20 protein-coding genes are annotated in these 15849 nt (G+C 39.9%); 11 read left to right on the forward strand and 9 right to left on the reverse strand.

Annotated features, from left to right (window positions below; genetic code table 11):
- Window positions 1-5: 5 nt before the first annotated feature.
- From B7700_RS10425 to nrdR, 4 genes are read right to left on the reverse strand one after another with little or no spacing between them, the layout of a single operon-like run.
- A complete protein-coding gene (locus B7700_RS10425; RefSeq protein WP_084888770.1) occupies window positions 6-719 on the reverse strand; it encodes an NADPH-dependent oxidoreductase in 714 nt (237 codons plus the stop codon).
- Window positions 716-1612, reverse strand: coding sequence for a primosomal protein DnaI (gene dnaI / locus B7700_RS10430; protein ID WP_084888772.1), 897 nt, complete (start codon window positions 1610-1612; stop codon window positions 716-718). The genes B7700_RS10425 and dnaI overlap by 4 nt, the downstream gene beginning before the upstream one ends.
- Window positions 1613-2782 (reverse strand): replication initiation and membrane attachment family protein, encoded by a 1170-nt coding sequence (locus B7700_RS10435; protein ID WP_084888774.1) that lies wholly within the window; start codon window positions 2780-2782, stop codon window positions 1613-1615. It lies immediately after the preceding gene.
- Window positions 2783-3256: a transcriptional regulator NrdR gene (gene nrdR / locus B7700_RS10440; RefSeq protein WP_001203672.1), complete on the reverse strand. Its 474-nt coding sequence runs from the start codon at window positions 3254-3256 to the stop codon at window positions 2783-2785.
- A gap of 139 nt (window positions 3257-3395) precedes the next feature.
- Between nrdR and B7700_RS10445 the strand changes: the two genes are divergently transcribed.
- From B7700_RS10445 to gggC, 4 genes are all read left to right on the forward strand, one after another.
- Window positions 3396-3761: a GntR family transcriptional regulator gene (locus B7700_RS10445; protein ID WP_000119149.1), complete on the forward strand. Its 366-nt coding sequence runs from the start codon at window positions 3396-3398 to the stop codon at window positions 3759-3761.
- 4 nt (window positions 3762-3765) lie between these two features.
- Window positions 3766-4461 (forward strand): ABC transporter ATP-binding protein, encoded by a 696-nt coding sequence (locus B7700_RS10450; RefSeq protein WP_000054205.1) that lies wholly within the window; start codon window positions 3766-3768, stop codon window positions 4459-4461.
- A 15-nt stretch (window positions 4462-4476) separates the two neighbouring features.
- The gene (locus B7700_RS10455) at window positions 4477-5241 is read left to right on the forward strand and encodes a hypothetical protein (RefSeq protein ID WP_084888776.1); all 765 of its coding nucleotides are present in this window, start codon (window positions 4477-4479) and stop codon (window positions 5239-5241) included.
- A 139-nt stretch (window positions 5242-5380) separates the two neighbouring features.
- Window positions 5381-6928, forward strand: coding sequence for a streptosactin export ABC transporter GggC (gene gggC, locus B7700_RS10460; protein ID WP_084888778.1), 1548 nt, complete (start codon window positions 5381-5383; stop codon window positions 6926-6928).
- 200 nt (window positions 6929-7128) lie between these two features.
- Here gggC and B7700_RS10465 read toward each other — a convergent pair whose 3' ends face one another.
- The 4 genes from B7700_RS10465 to B7700_RS10480 all read right to left on the reverse strand — a co-directional run bounded on the left by B7700_RS10465 (window position 7129) and on the right by B7700_RS10480 (window position 11284).
- Window positions 7129-8589: an ABC transporter ATP-binding protein gene (locus tag B7700_RS10465; RefSeq protein WP_158086136.1), complete on the reverse strand. Its 1461-nt coding sequence runs from the start codon at window positions 8587-8589 to the stop codon at window positions 7129-7131.
- Entirely contained in the window at window positions 8586-9857 is a 1272-nt protein-coding gene (locus B7700_RS10470; RefSeq protein ID WP_239822565.1) for a radical SAM/SPASM domain-containing protein, read from the reverse strand. Before B7700_RS10470 ends, B7700_RS10465 begins: the two co-directional genes overlap by 4 nt.
- A 360-nt stretch (window positions 9858-10217) precedes the next feature.
- Complete coding sequence (locus tag B7700_RS10475; protein ID WP_001288952.1) at window positions 10218-10913, reverse strand: LrgB family protein; 696 nt, start codon at window positions 10911-10913, stop codon at window positions 10218-10220.
- Entirely contained in the window at window positions 10910-11284 is a 375-nt protein-coding gene (locus tag B7700_RS10480; protein WP_000781325.1) for a CidA/LrgA family protein, read from the reverse strand. Before B7700_RS10480 ends, B7700_RS10475 begins: the two co-directional genes overlap by 4 nt.
- A gap of 281 nt (window positions 11285-11565) precedes the next feature.
- On the opposite strand from B7700_RS10480, the gene B7700_RS10485 reads away from it, so the two are divergent.
- The 7 genes from B7700_RS10485 to queF all read left to right on the forward strand — a co-directional run bounded on the left by B7700_RS10485 (window position 11566) and on the right by queF (window position 15114).
- Window positions 11566-11946, forward strand: a complete 381-nt coding sequence (locus B7700_RS10485) for a MarR family winged helix-turn-helix transcriptional regulator (protein WP_000221632.1) — start codon at window positions 11566-11568, stop codon at window positions 11944-11946.
- Between the two features lie 99 nt (window positions 11947-12045).
- Window positions 12046-12267, forward strand: a complete 222-nt coding sequence (locus tag B7700_RS10490) for a DUF4649 family protein (RefSeq protein ID WP_000570256.1) — start codon at window positions 12046-12048, stop codon at window positions 12265-12267.
- 15 nt (window positions 12268-12282) lie between these two features.
- On the forward strand, window positions 12283-12597 hold the full coding sequence (trxA, locus tag B7700_RS10495) for a thioredoxin (protein ID WP_001029581.1): 315 nt from the start codon (window positions 12283-12285) through the stop codon (window positions 12595-12597).
- Window positions 12598-12798: 201 nt separating this feature from the next.
- Entirely contained in the window at window positions 12799-13452 is a 654-nt protein-coding gene (gene queC, locus B7700_RS10500; RefSeq protein WP_084888782.1) for a 7-cyano-7-deazaguanine synthase QueC, read from the forward strand.
- Window positions 13452-13895 carry a 6-carboxytetrahydropterin synthase QueD gene (queD, locus tag B7700_RS10505; protein ID WP_000464573.1) on the forward strand — a complete coding sequence of 148 codons (444 nt, stop codon included), beginning with the start codon at window positions 13452-13454 and terminating at the stop codon, window positions 13893-13895. Before queC ends, queD begins: the two co-directional genes overlap by 1 nt.
- Window positions 13888-14604, forward strand: a complete 717-nt coding sequence (gene queE / locus B7700_RS10510) for a 7-carboxy-7-deazaguanine synthase QueE (protein ID WP_084888784.1) — start codon at window positions 13888-13890, stop codon at window positions 14602-14604. The genes queD and queE overlap by 8 nt, the downstream gene beginning before the upstream one ends.
- A gap of 18 nt (window positions 14605-14622) precedes the next feature.
- Entirely contained in the window at window positions 14623-15114 is a 492-nt protein-coding gene (queF, locus tag B7700_RS10515; RefSeq protein WP_000082587.1) for a preQ(1) synthase, read from the forward strand.
- A 57-nt stretch (window positions 15115-15171) separates the two neighbouring features.
- Here the strand turns inward: queF and B7700_RS10520 are convergent, their stop codons facing one another.
- A complete protein-coding gene (locus B7700_RS10520) occupies window positions 15172-15840 on the reverse strand; it encodes an MIP/aquaporin family protein (protein ID WP_084888786.1) in 669 nt (222 codons plus the stop codon).
- Window positions 15841-15849: the final 9 nt, after the last annotated feature.

Consider the following 15849-nt stretch of genomic DNA (forward strand, 5'->3'; position numbering starts at 1 on the left):
ACTTTCTACAATAACTTCTTCTGTTCAAGATTTTTTCTAGTTGAGCTTGGTTCAGCTTGACCAAACTGTTCCGCTAGGCGCTGACTCCAGCTTGTGGTCGCACGCGCCCCAGCATAGTCCGCCTGTACACGATCATAAGCTTCAATCACATCAACTGTTTGTTCCTGATATTCTTCCTCAAAGACAACATTCTCTAGTGGCAGTCTTGGTTTCACATCATGATTTTGATTTGGCACACCCAGTGCCATCCCAAAGACAGGATAGGTGTAGTCAGGCAGGTTAAAAAGCTCTGCCACTTCTTCTGACTTGTAACGCACCAAGCCAATAATGACACCACCATAGCCCAAGCTTTCAGCTGCCAGCAAGGCATTCTGTCCAGCAAGAGCCGCATCGACCGAACTAATCAAGAGGCCTTCCACACCTTGAGGTTGGAAGGTGTCGGTATGGAGTCGTGCTCCCTTTTCTGCTCGGTTCAAATCTCCGACAAAGAGAAGGAAAACAGCTGACTGGCGAATGGCTTCTTGAGGCACCAATTCATACAAGGTATCTTTCTTTTCTTGACTTCGTACTACAATCACAGAGTAGGATTGAAAATTCTTCCAAGACGAGGCCATCTGGGCTGCTGTCAGGATTTCGGTCAAGTCTTCCTGAGGGAGGGCTTGCTCCTTAAATCTTCGAACAGACTTATGAGCTTTCATCAGTTTAATTGTTTCTGTCATCGACGATTCACTCCTTCTAAACGAGTCTCCTCGGCCAAATAACGGATGCGTTCCATGACCCGTCTGGCTTCCCAGGTTTCGTCATTTCCATGTTTCCCTTTAGCGAAATGCTGCTCCAATTCTTCAAAGTTGAAGTTGGATGTGAAAAAGGTCGGTAAATCTTCCTGCATCCGATATTGAAGAATGACCTGCAGGATTTCATCCCGCACCCAAGGTGTTGATTGCTCGGCACCAATATCATCTAAAATCAGGACTTCAGACAGCTTAAGCTCATCCACCAAGGTCTTAACATTGCCATCACCGATAGCATTTTTGACATCGATGACAAAGCTAGGATAGTGGAGGAGAGTTGATGAAACACCACGTTTTTCTGATAAATCATGGGCTAAGGCAGCCACCATGAAACTTTTACCCACACCAAAGTCTCCATAGAGATAGAGACCTTTACGAATAGTTGGATATTGCTCCACGAAGGCTAATAGCTTTTCAAAAACTGGCAAGCGCTCCAAATCATCCAAATCTACTTGAGCCAAACTAGCTTTCTTGAGACTGGCTGGCAGATTGATTAACTTGAGACGGTTCTTAATAGCCGCTTCTTTTTCCGCTGCGATTAGTTCAGGAGTTTCTTCATAAGAAACGTCCGCATAGCCATGATTCATAACCAAAATCGGCTTGTAGCCTTTGGCAATATAATCCGTATCCCCACGGAGAAACTTGTCACGCTCGGTAATGTACTGATTAAACTTGGAGATACTGCGATTTAATTCCTCTGGAGTCAAGGATTCTTGCTGGATAAAGGCCGCAACATCAGGATCCTTCATGATTTTCTGGACCAAATCTTGATAATGAAAACGGCTAGGTTGACGTTTGAGTACGTCTCCGACACTTTCCATCTAATCTCCTCCTTTTTCTAATCGAGCTAATAGTTCTTGTTTCTTACGTTCTAGTTCCAGACGAGTTTCCTCGCTGGTTTCATTCTTATAATCTGGATTGCTCCACTTGGGTACATTGGACTTAGCAGGACCGGTTTTACTAGTCTTTTGAGCCTGGCTCTTCTGCCCTCGCTCACGAATGCGAAGAACTGCCTCTTCTGCTGAATGTATCTTTTGATAGGCGTAGTCATTGGCTACCTTCATGGCATATTTCTCATTGATATTTGCCGAATCCACCTTATTAAAGGTCAATAAGAGAATGATATTGATGACTTCGTCCAGCAAGCCCAAGCCTGCCATCTGTTGCAAGAGTTCTCTTTCTGTTTGGGTAATACTTGCCTTACGTGTTTGCTTGATTTCTGCCAAGAACTGCAGGGCAGTTTTACTTTTGGCTTCTTTTATAATGGTCGTTTCCTTAGGACTAAAGTCAGAGGAAACAGGTTTTTGAGCAATTTTTTCACGCATGCGTTTGTTTGAAATAACTTGAGAGACAGCTGTTGACTTGGCCAATTGATAGGTTTCAAACCAAGTCCATTTCTTCTCCTCAGCAATGGCAAAAAGGTTTAAGACATCGGACTGCTCATCCGCAAAGCGAAGCCCATCTCGAGCCATAAGCTGACGAAAATGGTCTAAGTCAAAATCGTTGGCCACTTTCTTCTTGAGACCAAGGTCTTCTTGACTTCCCAGTTCTGCCAAGTCTGGAAAGACTTGATTGAGTGAGACAGGTATTTCTTCTCCCTCAGCACTTTCAACTTTTAAATCCTCCACAGCTGCATCGCCAATCTTTTTTTCCAAAAGTCTGCGATAAACAGGATGCCCCAAGAAGTCTTGACTAGATAGAGGAGCATGAAGGGCTAGCTGATAGGTATCCCCTTTTTGATAGAGGGTCAAGAGATTGAAAGCAGATAGGATTTTCAGGGATTTTATCAGTCTATCCATCCCAAAGTTAAGATGGTTAAGAATACTTGAAAAGAGGTATTCCTTTCTGCCATTATCCCAAAAACTGATTGTATAAAGATAAAGGCTCAGTGCCTCCTGACCGATAATCGGGAGGTAGCACTGTACCAGAGATGAGGTATCTTGCGACACCCGATTATTCTTTAGATAAGAAAAACGGTCAATTGGCTTCATTTATCTTTCCTTTTTCTTTTTAGAGGACTGGGTGATTTGTTGGAGCAAGCTCTCTAACTCACTGACATCCTTAAAACTACGATAGACACTGGCAAAACGTACATAGGTAATCTCGTCGAGTTCAGCCAACTCCTCCATGACGAGTGAACCAATGTCCTCACTTTGAATTTCATTTTCATTTCGACCACGGAGTTTCTGTTCGATACGATTGACTACCATGTTGATTTCATCACTTGACACAGGACGTTTCTGGGCTGAGCGGATAATCCCATTAAAGATTTTATCTCTAGAGAATTGTTCCCGTGTGCCATCTTTTTTAACAACCACTAAGGTTCTTTCTTCTACTCGTTCGTAGGTTGTAAAACGGTGCTGGCATTCGTCGCACTCACGTCTTCTACGAATGGTGTTCCCTTCTTCTGCTTGGCGACTATCGATAACACTTGACTTGGTAGCCCCACATTTTGGACAACGCATCCTTTCCCTCCTTATCGTTTTCTTTTCATTATACCATTTTTTAAGCGATTCCCAAAACAATTCTTCTTTTTGCTTGACAAGTTTTTTGTTTTGTTGTATTATTTAATTAAGACAAAGAGATAAAAGAAAGGAGACCAAGATGTCCTGGACATTTGACAACAAAAAACCCATCTATTTACAGATTATGGAGAAAATCAAGCTTCAGATTGTTTCCCATACACTGGAACCCAATCAACAACTTCCAACCGTGCGAGAGCTGGCTAGCGAGGCGGGTGTCAATCCAAACACCATCCAAAGAGCCTTGTCAGACCTTGAACGAGAGGGATTTGTCTACAGCAAGCGAACAACTGGACGATTTGTGACTGAGGATAAGGAGCTAATCGCCCAATCGCGCAAACAACTATCCGAAGAAGAATTGGAACACTTCGTTTCCTCCATGACCCACTTTGGCTATGAAAAAGAAGAACTACCAGGCGTAGTCGGCGATTATATTAAAGGAGTTTAAGCCTATGTCATTACTAGCATTTGAAAATGTATCCAAATCTTATGGAGCAACACCAGCCCTCGAAAATGTTTCCCTTGAGATTCCAGCTGGAAAAATTGTTGGTCTCCTTGGACCAAACGGCTCAGGGAAAACAACCCTGATTAAACTAATCAATGGCCTCTTGCAACCAGATCAAGGACGTGTCCTGATCAACGATATGGACCCAAGCCCAGCAACCAAGGCCATCGTAGCTTATTTGCCGGATACGACCTATCTCAATGAGCAAATGAAGGTCAAAGAAGCCCTAACCTACTTCAAAACCTTCTATAAAGATTTCAATCTTGAACGCGCCCATCATCTACTTGCAGACCTGGGCATTGATGAAAATAGTCGTCTCAAGAAACTGTCAAAAGGAAACAAGGAAAAGGTACAACTGATTTTGGTTATGAGCCGTGATGCTCGTCTCTATGTTCTGGACGAACCTATTGGTGGGGTGGATCCAGCAGCCCGTGAGTATATCCTCAATACCATTATCAATAACTACTCCCCAACTTCTACCGTTTTGATTTCTACCCACTTGATTTCTGATATCGAGCCAATCTTGGATGAAATTGTCTTCCTCAAAGACGGAAAAGTCGTCCGTCAAGGAAATGTAGATGATATTCGCTATGAGTCTGGTGAATCCATTGACCAGCTCTTCCGTCAGGAATTTAAGGCCTAAGTAAAGGAGATTATTATGTTTTGGAATTTAGTTCGCTACGAATTTAAAAATGTTAACAAGTGGTATTTAGCTCTTTATGGTGCTGTTCTCTTCCTCTCTGTTCTTATTGGAATTCAGACACAATCCTTAATCAAACTACCTGAAAAAAATCTATCTGTTCTACTTTTTTTTCTATCTACTGTCTTTGGTGGTTTGATGGTTACACTTGTGATTTCAACTATCTTCTTGATTATTAAACGATTCAAAGGAAGTGTCTATGACCGACAAGGCTATCTGACTTTAACCTTGCCAGTTTCTGAACACCATATCATCACAGCCAAACTAATCGGTGCCTTTATCTGGTCGTTGATTAGCACTGCTGTCTTACTCCTATGTATCTATATTATCTTATTGTCAACAAATTCTGATGCAGTTCAACTTTCTACTCTTCTGTCATTTGTTGCAGAACATTTTACCGGCTTTAGTCTTGCTGTCTTATCCTTCCTACTAAATGCCATTTCTGGAATCCTCTGCATCTACTTGGCCATTTCCATTGGACAACTGTTCAATGAATACCGTACAGCACTCGCTGTTGCAGCCTACATTGGTATCCAAATCGTCATTGGATTTATTGAAGTCTTCTTCAATACCAGTACTAACTTCTATATTAATTCACTTGCAGGATTTAATGATAATTTCTATATGGGAGCAGGTATAAGTATTGTTGAAGAACTCATATTCATAGCTATCTTTTACCTCGGAACCTACTACATCTTGAGAAACAAGGTTAATTTGCAATAGTTTTAAAGTCTAGCGACAATAACTCGCTAGGCTTTTTTCGTCCTTAAGACTTCCATTTTTATATGACGTATTTTATAAAAAGGAGTATAATAATTTTAAAAACTGATTCCATGTATATCGATAAGGAGGGTAACTCTTTATGGTTAGAAGATTTGTTACTAAAAAGTACCTTGTACTTTACTTCTTTTCTATTGCCATTACTTGGCTGGAAGCAATTATCACACCAGCCCTTGTTCAGAATATTGTTGCCAGTTTTACCAATCAAGAACTAGGCCTTCTTTGGAAAGTTCTGATTCTAGGAATCCTTGGTAATCTCATCCTCTTATTAGGTTTGGCAGGGAAACGCTATTACTACGCTCGTTTGATTACTGACTTCAAGTATGGAATCAAGAGTGCTATTTTCAAGCGATTTTTAAACAGTTATGAGATTGATGAAAAGGATATTTTGTCTGACCTAGAAAACGACGTCAAGCAACTAGAAGAAAACTATATTGAGCCAACGGTCATCATCATTTCTTCTCTTGGCTTCACAACTGTGTCCATTCTCTATGCCCTATGGACCAATTTTTACTTGGGCTTGATTTTCATCCTCTTCTACTCCTTTCCTGTACTCTGCAGTGCTATCGGATCAAAGCGTTTGGATTCACTTTCTGAAAAGCGGTCCACTGTTAACCAGAGCTACTTAGCAAGCTTGACAAATTTTATTGGTGGTAGCCAACAAATTCGCCATTATCAGGGGCAAGACTACTTTTTTGCTCGCTATCAAAAGCAATTACAAACCAGTATAGATACCGAAATTAACTATGAAAAGCAACGAACTTTAAACAGTCTCTTAATCAATAGCATCGATGCCTTTTGTTCTGTCACACCAATCGTCATCGGTGGCTTTATGACCTACTATAATTATTTAGATGCAGCTAGTTTTGTGGCCATCTATCTAGTTTCCCATAATATCGGCTATCAATTCCAAGAGTTGGCTTACTTTACCAACACCCGAAAAGCGACTCGAACTCTTCTCAATAAATACCAAAAACTTTTGGGCCAGTCTAACTTCATCTCTCCTAGAACCATCAGAAACATTTTCCCTATCCAACTTGATACCATCTCCCTTGAAAAAGATGGGAATAGCCTCCTGTCTCCGATTTCCATGCACATCAAGCAAGGAGAAAAAATTGCCATTATCGGGGAAAGTGGCTCTGGTAAAACAACCCTGCTCAATATCATTCATGGAGAAGAGACACCAACAAGTGGTCAGATTAGCTTTGCTGGTCAAAACCTGTCACGTAAAGAAATCACAAGCTTTAGTTCCTATATTCTCCAAGATAGCCATTACTTTAACACGCTATCTCTGGAAGACAATATCCTTCTGGGATTGGATAAAAAGGAGGAACGTTTAACTTACATCCTCAAAAAAACAGGATTAGAACATTTGAAAAATCGAACGCTCAGCAATGATAGTCTGTCTGGTGGCGAGAAACAACGCCTAGAAATCGCTCGCGCCCTCTACCATGATAGCCAACTCATCTTAGCAGATGAGATTAAGGCCAATCTTGACTCGGAAAACAGCAGAAAAATTAGCAACTTGCTCTTCTCCCTACCTCAAACAGTCATTGAAGTCATTCACCACTACACAGAAGAAGACTTAAAACACTATGACCAAGTCATTCATTTAAGCAAAGAAAAGTAATAGTCTATAACATACGATTTGAAAAGGAGGCTAGGCAAAAACTCAATTTCAGGAGAAAATGAATTAATATTACCACAATAAAACGCATAATATCAAGTTTTTGCACACCTGATATTATGCATTTTTCTGATTTTAAAGACTTTTTACCCAGTCTATTTTTACTAATCTATTTCTTAAACTCAATAAAGTTATACTTTTCCTTACTCACTGTCACATGATTGAAGAGTGATAACTTCTGTTGGAAAATCGACTAAATCATCATCATGACTAATCAAAATCACTAACTTTTGTTTTGCTAACAAGTCGGACAGGATTTGCACGACTTTTTTCTTGTTTTGTGAATCTAAAAAATTACTTGGCTCATCAAAAATATAAACATCTTTCTCCACCGCTACTGCTTCTTGCAACTGCAACAATTTTAGTTGTCCCATGGATGCACCTTGACTCAATTCATTTTTATAAAATCGACTCGCAATAGGTTCTGCAGGGCAGTATGAAAAATTCGAATTCTTTCTATAATTAGGTAAGTAAATCTCACCATGATAATTCATGCTGTAACCTACTATCGCTAAAATCAGCCGCGTCTTACCAACACCATTTTCTCCAACAATACGATAAATATGTCCTTTTTCTAAACGAGTTGTTAGTGGCTCATGCAGTTCTTCACCATCTCTCCCCAAGCTAACATACTTTTCTAAGACTATCTCTAAAATTGGAATAGACTCATACGAAATCTGAACAGGTTCCAAAAAATTGATAAAATTTTCGATAATTTTCTTACTTCCCGAGTACTCCTTATAAACATCAAGGAAGTATTCAATAGGTGTCCAAAATTGTGAAATATATAGTTGGATAGCCATTAGATCACCAATCGTAATCCAACCTTTATAAGTCTGATAACCTGATATAATCGTCGTCATCATAATCATAAAATTCAAAAATGCATAAGAAAGAAAATTTTCAAATAAAGAAGTCATTCTCACCTCCTTATTTTTACATGAAATATATTTTTTCACCAAGGGAGAGAAATCAATCAAGCTAGAATGAGCTGAAAATCGCATACTAGGCATGAGTTTATAGCTATCCACTAGATAATCGCGTATATCCTTCATACAATTCACTGTATCGGAACCAAGCTTAGATAGTCGTCCACTATATTTCTGCGAAATAAAGATAAATACAGGTATCAAAATACCTATCATCACAGCAATAGTAGGAGAAATACTCCATAAAATCCCTATAATCACAAGTGCTCGTATCAAGTACAGGAGAAGAGCAACAGGATATTCGTTAAAAAATCGTTTTAACAGCTCATAGGTCTGCCCTAATTCTTGTGTAATGGTAGCTTCAGACAATTCTGTCTCTACCATATCATAGAGCTGGATATTTTCAGCAGTTTTTTGGCAAATATTCTGCCAAACATACGATTCTGATTCTCCTTGAAGCACATCACAAAAATAATATAAAACTTGAATAAACAGAGAAATTCCTACATAAAGCACCCCGTAAACAATCATAGCATGAACTTTCTGAGATAGAATATGGTCAATAAATAACTTACTAATATAAGGAATAGCTACAGTTGGTATAGTAACAAGGGTATTCAAAATAAAGCTTTTTAGAAATAGCACTTTATTGTTATAGGATAACAATCTTTTCATCTGCATGCCTCCATAGTTAAATTTTTATCAACATATATTTTATGAACAGATATATGTTGGATAGTCCCTTCAACATCCTCCTTTGTCAATAATCCTAATTCATCTAAAAATACAATCTTGTGAAACCACTCTAAATAGTCAAACTGACAATCGCGTTCCATCTTCCCATTATTTACAAATGTATTAAATGGGCAACCTCCATAACAAAATTCATAATAAGCACAATCTTTATAAGGGCACATGCTTCCCAGACCTGTTAATTCATTAGTAACTTGACCAATACTTCCCAACTGATAGTTTTCATTCCCTACTAATGAATAACATTTATATAAGTTACCGTTGGCATGAATTGTAAGAGAATCTTGATTTTTGAACATACAGTAGCCTCCTATTTTTAAATCATGATAATACGGTATATTTTCCTTTGATAAAAACAGCAATAAATCTAGACAAGTCTTCTTTTTAGTTTCACTATCAATATATAGAATTGAATCGTTAGGTACAGCTACAAAATCAAAATAAAGATTAAAATTTTCAAATTCTGTATACTTTTTTAAATCTAAAAATAATTTCTGGATAGATATATAATTTCTTTTAGATATGTTAACTCTAGCCTGAATGGATAAATTTTTATACTTTTCCAACATAACTGACAAGTTATTTATGATTCTATGATAAGTTCCTTTCCCTAATCGATTGCATCTTTCTAGGTTATGATAGTGCTCATCACCATCAAAAGAAACTTGAATAGCGAAATTATGACAGTCAAGAAAAGACATTATTTTATTTGTGAATATCGTTCCATTTGTAATCAAAGTATACGAAATAGGAATAGTTAGTTTCTCATCTAAAGTTTCACATAAATTTCGTATAAACTGAAAGTTATATAATGGTTCACCACCAGTAAAACAGATATCCAGAGATTTATACTTCTTAAAATTTAGTTCATCTAATATAAAATTCACAATCTTTTTACCGTCATACTCACTACTTAAGGACGGTTTCCTATCCTTATCATTCTCAAAACAATAAGAGCAAGTCAAGTTACACGACATAGTTGTAACTATATATAGTGATAATTCATCTCCCTCTACTATTCGTTTAGAGTGAATAAAGGGCACTTGTTTATCAATCTCACTTATCAAGTAAGGGAATTCTTTTAAAGATAACTTCTTGAATAGTTCCTCATCAATTTCACAAATAGATCCTGTATATAAATTTTTTAAATAAACTACATCATCTGTAGAAAAAGAATAAATTGTTTCCATAACTTATCTCCCGCTTTAAAAAGGCTGAGGGGATCCCCCTCAGCCTCATCATTATAATAGTAAAGTGATAAATTATCGCTTTTACATAAGCAACTCAAGGCAATCTAACGATAACGCCCTGGGCATTTATCTGGATGCTGCTGTACTGAGGCTAGGTGACCTTTTTTAACAACTTTGATAACATCAGTCAAATTAAGCATCGCTCTCCCTTCTTTTCTATAAAAGAAAAATCTCATATACTGTTAAGTAAAAATTATTTTGTATCCGTTTTCTCTGGCTTCATTGTATATCTTCTCATGTAGATTGTCAAATATTTTTTTGAAAAATTTTTAAAATTTCGAAATTTTGCCGTTAATTTTTTTAACTCAATATCAAACTGGCCACAATAGGGCTGACAAAGACATAGAGAATACCGGTAACACCGATAGCCAAACCACCCATGGCTCCTGCTACAGAGCCATATCGAAAGGCTGTCCCCGTTCCGACTGCATGGCCTGTTCCTCCAAGGGAAAGACCAACAGCTACTGGATCATCTATTTTCAACCACTTCAAAAGGGTTGGTCCGATAACACTGGTTAAAATCCCAGTCGCCACTACAACCACCAAGGTCACGGTCGTCAAGCCTTGCAATTTTTCTGTGATTCCCACTGCCATGGCGGTTGTCACTGACTTCGGAAAGAGAGAAATGGCTAGGAAAAAGTCCATTCCAAAAATCTTAGCTACAAGGGCTGTGAAAGAGGTATTGACAACTACTGCTAACAGACTACCAAAGAGAATACTCCGTGCATGGTGCTTCATCAAGTGAAAACTCTTATAAAGCGGAATCCCTAGAGCCACGGTCGATGGGACAATCAAGTTGTTCAGATAAACCCCACCTTGGTAGTAATCTTGATAAGAAATACCCGTCACCTTTAGAAAGATGATAATGAAAACAGCTGACAAAAGCAAGGGCGTTGTCAATGGATGGGGAAAACGTCTGTAAATCAGCATCCCCACTAGATAAGCTAGGATAGACAGGGCAAGCCCAAATAGGGGATTGGAAACAAATTCACTCATTTGGCATCTCCTTTCTCATAATCTCCCTCAAACCGTCTCTTGATGAACTGAACTACCAAGGCTATGAGGATAATATTGATGACTGCTGCAAAAAAGACAATCAAAACAATTGGCAAAAGATAGGGAGCAATCACATCAAACTTCTCCATGATTCCCACTGCTGGCGGCAAAAAGAGAATGGTCATATTGGCCAGCAAGAAATTCCCCACCATGTTGACATGCCTGGTTCTCAGCCACTTGAATTGTAGGGCTAGAAAAAGAATAATCAAACCGATAATACTGCCTGGGATGGGCAAATGAAAGAAACTAGAGATCCCCTCTCCGATTAGAGAAATCACAAAGAGAATCATTAATTGAACATATAATTTCATCCTAAACTCCACGAAATAGACTTCTTGCATACCAGTTTACTCTTTTTTCAGAAAATTTCAAGGAAATACACAAGAGTCATTAAAAATTAGAGAGGAAAGGGGATACAGACAATTAAAGACTAGTGAAAACAGCGTAATTTAGGATAAAAGATGCCTGCGTCCTTCTTGCCAGCTCTTTTGAAAAGTAGTATAATTATTGCATGCGCAATCATCTTGTGATACAGAGACTGTCCGTGAATGGACTTTCTTCTATTTACAACTCTAAAAAGAAAGGAGATACTATGACCTATTTGGAAAAATGGTTTGACTTCAATCGTCGTCAGAAAGAAATTGAAAGTCTCTTGGAAGAGACTATTGCCCAGCAGAGCGAGCAAAGTCTAACCTTGAAAGAGTTCTACCTGCTCTACTATCTGGACTTGGCTCAAGAAAAATCTCTACGCCAGATTGACCTGCCAGATAAACTTCATCTGAGCCCTAGCGCTGTTTCTCGGATGGTGGCTCGCTTGGAAGCCAAAAATTGCGGTCTACTTAGTCGCAGGTGTTGTGATCAAGATAGACGCTCTAGCTTTATCTGCCTGACAAGTGATGGGCAAAAGACACTAGCCTCTCTACAGAAGGCTGTCGAAGAAAGCTTGGAAACTGGTTTGGATTTCTTGATTTAAGATGATTTTAGAAAAAAGTTGCGTGCGCAATCATTTTTCTTGACATTCTCTTTTACAAGGAGTAAAATAAAGTCATCATTAAACAAAGGAGTTTTTAAAATGATTGAAATTACCTATCTAGATGCCAGCAAGAACGAAAGAACTGTGACTTTCGAATCTTATGAAGACTTTGATCGTTCACAACAAGCTTGCCTTATCGGCGTCGCAGACTACTACCCTGTCCAAAAATTAACTTACAACGGTCATGATTTGGACTACCATGGGACTTACGGAGATGTCTTCTTCTATCTCATGAAACAAGATTTAAGCCAATATAACTAAAAAAGGAGAAATACAATGGCAAAAGCAATTACAGATGCAACATTCGAACAAGAAACAAAAGACGGTTTGGTCTTGGTAGACTTCTGGGCAACTTGGTGTGGTCCATGTCGTATGCAAGGTCCAATCTTGGATAAATTGTCTGAAGAACTTTCAGAAGATGTCTTGAAAATCGTTAAAATGGACGTGGATGAAAATCCAAACACAGCTCGTGCCTTTGGAATCATGTCTATCCCAACTCTTCTCTTCAAAAAAGACGGCCAAGTGGTGAAACAAGTTGCTGGTGTTCACACAGCTGAACAAATCAAAGCCATCGTTGCTGAATTGAGCTAATCATACTAGAGACCAAGTACTTGCTTTGGTCTCTTTTTTCTTGCCCTTTGCCATTTTTCAAAAAATATGCTAGACTGTAGGTAGAATATTACGATGTTTGGGACATGCCATCGCTAAAAAAAACCTTGACTTGGTATTTTTTAGCTCCCTCAAGGGAGCTTTTTGCGTGCTCTGAACATTTCCCATTTTGGAAGGAGTACTATGAAACGTCAATCAGCCTTGGTCGTCTTTAGTGGCGGTCAAGATTCTACAACCTGCCTCTTTTGGGCTAAAGAACACTATGAAACGGTCGAAGCCGTTACCTTTGCCTACGGTCAACGCCATCACCTCGAAATTCAAGTTGCTAGAGAAATCGCTAAGGAACAGGGTATTCGTCATCATATACTAGATATGTCTCTGCTGGGTCAAATCACTGAAAATGCTTTGACCTCTGATCTGGAAATCGAGCAAAAAGAGGGAGCGGTTCCCAATACTTTTGTTGACGGTCGTAACCACCTCTTTCTGTCCTTTGCGGCAGTCCTTGCTAAGCAACGAGGTATTAAAGATATCGTGACAGGTGTCTGCGAGACAGACTTCTCAGGCTATCCTGACTGCCGAGATGTCTTTGTCAAATCTCTCAATGTTACCCTCAACCTTGCCATGGATTACGACTTTGTTATCCAAACACCTCTCATGTGGCTAGACAAGGCTGAAACTTGGGAATTAGCCGACCAACTCGGTGCCTTTGACTATGTCCGTGAAAAGACCTTGACCTGCTACAACGGGATTATTGGAAGTGGCTGCGGAAATTGCCCAGCCTGCCATCTACGTCAGCATGGTCTAGATGTTTATCTCTCACAGAAAGGAGAGGACTAATGTTTTTTGCACCCAAAGAAATCAAACAGGAAACCGGGGAGTCTCTTGTCTACAATCCTCACAGAACCTTGGTATCAAAAGAATTTACCTTTGATGCTGCCCACCACCTCTTTCACTATGAGGGAAAATGCAAATCCCTTCATGGTCACACCTATCATCTGCAGATTGCTGTCAGTGGATTTTTAGATGAACGTGGCATGACCTACGATTTCGGAGATATCAAAGCTATCTACAAGAACTACTTAGAACCCCACTTGGATCATCGCTATCTCAATGAGACTCTGCCTTATATGAACACGACTGCTGAAAATATGGTTTACTGGATTTTCCAAACCATGAACCAAGAGTTGCCAGACGAGCGCGGTCTCCGTTTGGAATACGTTCGCCTCTATGAGACTCCGACTGCCTTTGCGGAGTTTAGACGGGAGTGGTTAGATGACTAGGGAACGTATCCTTAAACTACCAGTTCTGGAAATTTTCGGCCCAACTTTTCAAGGCGAAGGCCGTGCTATTGGTCAAAAAACTATGTTTGTCCGCACTGCTGGTTGTGACTACCACTGCGACTGGTGCGACTCTGCCTTTACTTGGGATGGTTCTGAAAAACCAACTCGTATGACAGCTGACGAGGTCATTGCTGAGTTGGATAAATTAGGGAGCTACGACTATGTAACCCTATCTGGGGGAAATCCTGCTATCCTAGCAGCCAACATGGCCGAATTGGTCACCAAGCTCAAGGAACGCGGTGTCACTCTAGCTGTTGAGACCCAAGGCTCTCGCTGGCAAAATTGGTTGAAAGACATCGACCAGGTCACTCTGAGTCCCAAACCTCCTTCATCCAAGATGGAAGTCAACTTTGAGACCTTGGACTTTATCGTTTCCCAACTAGATCCAGACAAGGTCACCTTTAAAATCCCTGTCTTTGATGATGTCGATTTGGCTTTTGCCAAAGGAATTCAAGAGCGCTACCAACCAGATGTCCTCTTCTTATCGGCTGGAAATCCTGAGCCCAAGGCCACAGGCAATATTGTCCAAGACCAACTGGACCGTCTCAAAGAACTCTGGGAACGTGTCGCTACTGACGATAGCTGGGGCAATGTCCGCGTCCTTCCTCAACTCCATACCCTCCTCTACGACAACCAACGTGGTGTTTAAGATTAGAAAGAAAAAATCATGTCACAACAAGAAGAAATGAAAAACCTAAGCCTCCTCGGCAACAAAGAAACCAACTACATTTTTGAATATCAACCAGAAGTCCTCGAATCCTTTGACAATCGTCATGTGGAAAATGACTATTTCATCAAATTCAACTGTCCTGAATTTACCTCACTTTGCCCAATCACTGCTCAGCCAGACTTTGCAACTATCTATATTTCCTACATCCCTGACAAGCTCTGTGTTGAGTCAAAATCCCTCAAACTCTACCTCTTTAGCTACCGAAACCACGGAGATTTCCACGAAAACTGTATCAACACCATCGGGAAAGACTTGGTCAACTTGCTAGACCCCCGCTATTTGGAGGTTTGGGGAAAATTCACTCCGCGCGGTGGCATTTCAATCGACCCCTACTACAACTACGGTAAACCTGGAACTAAGTATGAAGGATTGGCAGAACAACGCCTCTTCCAACACGACCTTTATCCAGAGAAAATTGACAACCGTTAAACTCATACGAAAAAGCCCTGTTCCTCAAAATGAGGAGCAAGGCTTTTTGATTTTCAATTATTCTTCTGTTCCAAGGAAGTTTTTCGAAACAAGGGCTGCAAGAACCCCACCAGCGATTGGTGCAAGGATGAAAATCCAAACTTGTTGAAGGGCTTCGCCACCTACCAAAACAGCTGGTGCCAAGCTACGAGCTGGGTTTACTGAAAGTCCAGTAATGTTCAATCCCACAAGAATCATCGCCATCAAGGACAAACCGATTACCAAACCAGCAATCGCGCCATTGCCCTTGCTTGCTGATGTCACAGTCATGATAACCAAGACAAACAAGAAAGTTGCGATTGTTTCAAACAAGAATCCACCAAAGACAGTGACTCCGTTTGCCAAGGCATTTTCACCAAGACTAGCAGTTGACATCCCTGAGTTAGCCAAGAGGAAGAATACAGAAGCAGATGCTAAGAAAGCTCCAACTACTTGTCCAAGGATGTAGTTTACAAGCTCTGAAGATGACAAACGTTTGTTTACAAACATAGCAATCGAAACAGCTGGGTTCAAGTGAGCACCTGAAATAGTTCCGATTGAGTAAGCTGCAACTACGATTGCCAGACCAAAGGCAAAGGCGATTCCAAGGTGACCAAGGCCATCAAGACCATTTCCAAAAACAACAGCTCCTGTCCCAACGAACACAAGCATGAACGTACCGATTAACTCAGCGACAAATTTTTTCATTTTCTTTCT

It is taken from the genome of Streptococcus mitis, assembly GCF_002096755.1.
In the GTDB taxonomy this organism is placed as follows: Bacteria; Bacillota; Bacilli; order Lactobacillales; family Streptococcaceae; genus Streptococcus; species Streptococcus mitis_AC.

Coding starts and splice junctions, on each gene's coding strand:
- B7700_RS10425 (WP_084888770.1), bottom strand. CDS start 719: ATGACAGAAACAATTAAACTGATGAAAGCTCATAAGTCTGTTCGAAGA.
- dnaI (WP_084888772.1), bottom strand. CDS start 1,612: ATGGAAAGTGTCGGAGACGTACTCAAACGTCAACCTAGCCGTTTTCAT.
- B7700_RS10435 (WP_084888774.1), bottom strand. CDS start 2,782: ATGAAGCCAATTGACCGTTTTTCTTATCTAAAGAATAATCGGGTGTCG.
- nrdR (WP_001203672.1), bottom strand. CDS start 3,256: ATGCGTTGTCCAAAATGTGGGGCTACCAAGTCAAGTGTTATCGATAGT.
- B7700_RS10445 (WP_000119149.1), top strand. CDS start 3,396: ATGTCCTGGACATTTGACAACAAAAAACCCATCTATTTACAGATTATG.
- B7700_RS10450 (WP_000054205.1), top strand. CDS start 3,766: ATGTCATTACTAGCATTTGAAAATGTATCCAAATCTTATGGAGCAACA.
- B7700_RS10455 (WP_084888776.1), top strand. CDS start 4,477: ATGTTTTGGAATTTAGTTCGCTACGAATTTAAAAATGTTAACAAGTGG.
- gggC (WP_084888778.1), top strand. CDS start 5,381: ATGGTTAGAAGATTTGTTACTAAAAAGTACCTTGTACTTTACTTCTTT.
- B7700_RS10465 (WP_158086136.1), bottom strand. CDS start 8,589: ATGAAAAGATTGTTATCCTATAACAATAAAGTGCTATTTCTAAAAAGC.
- B7700_RS10470 (WP_239822565.1), bottom strand. CDS start 9,857: ATGGAAACAATTTATTCTTTTTCTACAGATGATGTAGTTTATTTAAAA.
- B7700_RS10475 (WP_001288952.1), bottom strand. CDS start 10,913: ATGAGTGAATTTGTTTCCAATCCCCTATTTGGGCTTGCCCTGTCTATC.
- B7700_RS10480 (WP_000781325.1), bottom strand. CDS start 11,284: ATGAAATTATATGTTCAATTAATGATTCTCTTTGTGATTTCTCTAATC.
- B7700_RS10485 (WP_000221632.1), top strand. CDS start 11,566: ATGACCTATTTGGAAAAATGGTTTGACTTCAATCGTCGTCAGAAAGAA.
- B7700_RS10490 (WP_000570256.1), top strand. CDS start 12,046: ATGATTGAAATTACCTATCTAGATGCCAGCAAGAACGAAAGAACTGTG.
- trxA (WP_001029581.1), top strand. CDS start 12,283: ATGGCAAAAGCAATTACAGATGCAACATTCGAACAAGAAACAAAAGAC.
- queC (WP_084888782.1), top strand. CDS start 12,799: ATGAAACGTCAATCAGCCTTGGTCGTCTTTAGTGGCGGTCAAGATTCT.
- queD (WP_000464573.1), top strand. CDS start 13,452: ATGTTTTTTGCACCCAAAGAAATCAAACAGGAAACCGGGGAGTCTCTT.
- queE (WP_084888784.1), top strand. CDS start 13,888: ATGACTAGGGAACGTATCCTTAAACTACCAGTTCTGGAAATTTTCGGC.
- queF (WP_000082587.1), top strand. CDS start 14,623: ATGTCACAACAAGAAGAAATGAAAAACCTAAGCCTCCTCGGCAACAAA.
- B7700_RS10520 (WP_084888786.1), bottom strand. CDS start 15,840: ATGAAAAAATTTGTCGCTGAGTTAATCGGTACGTTCATGCTTGTGTTC.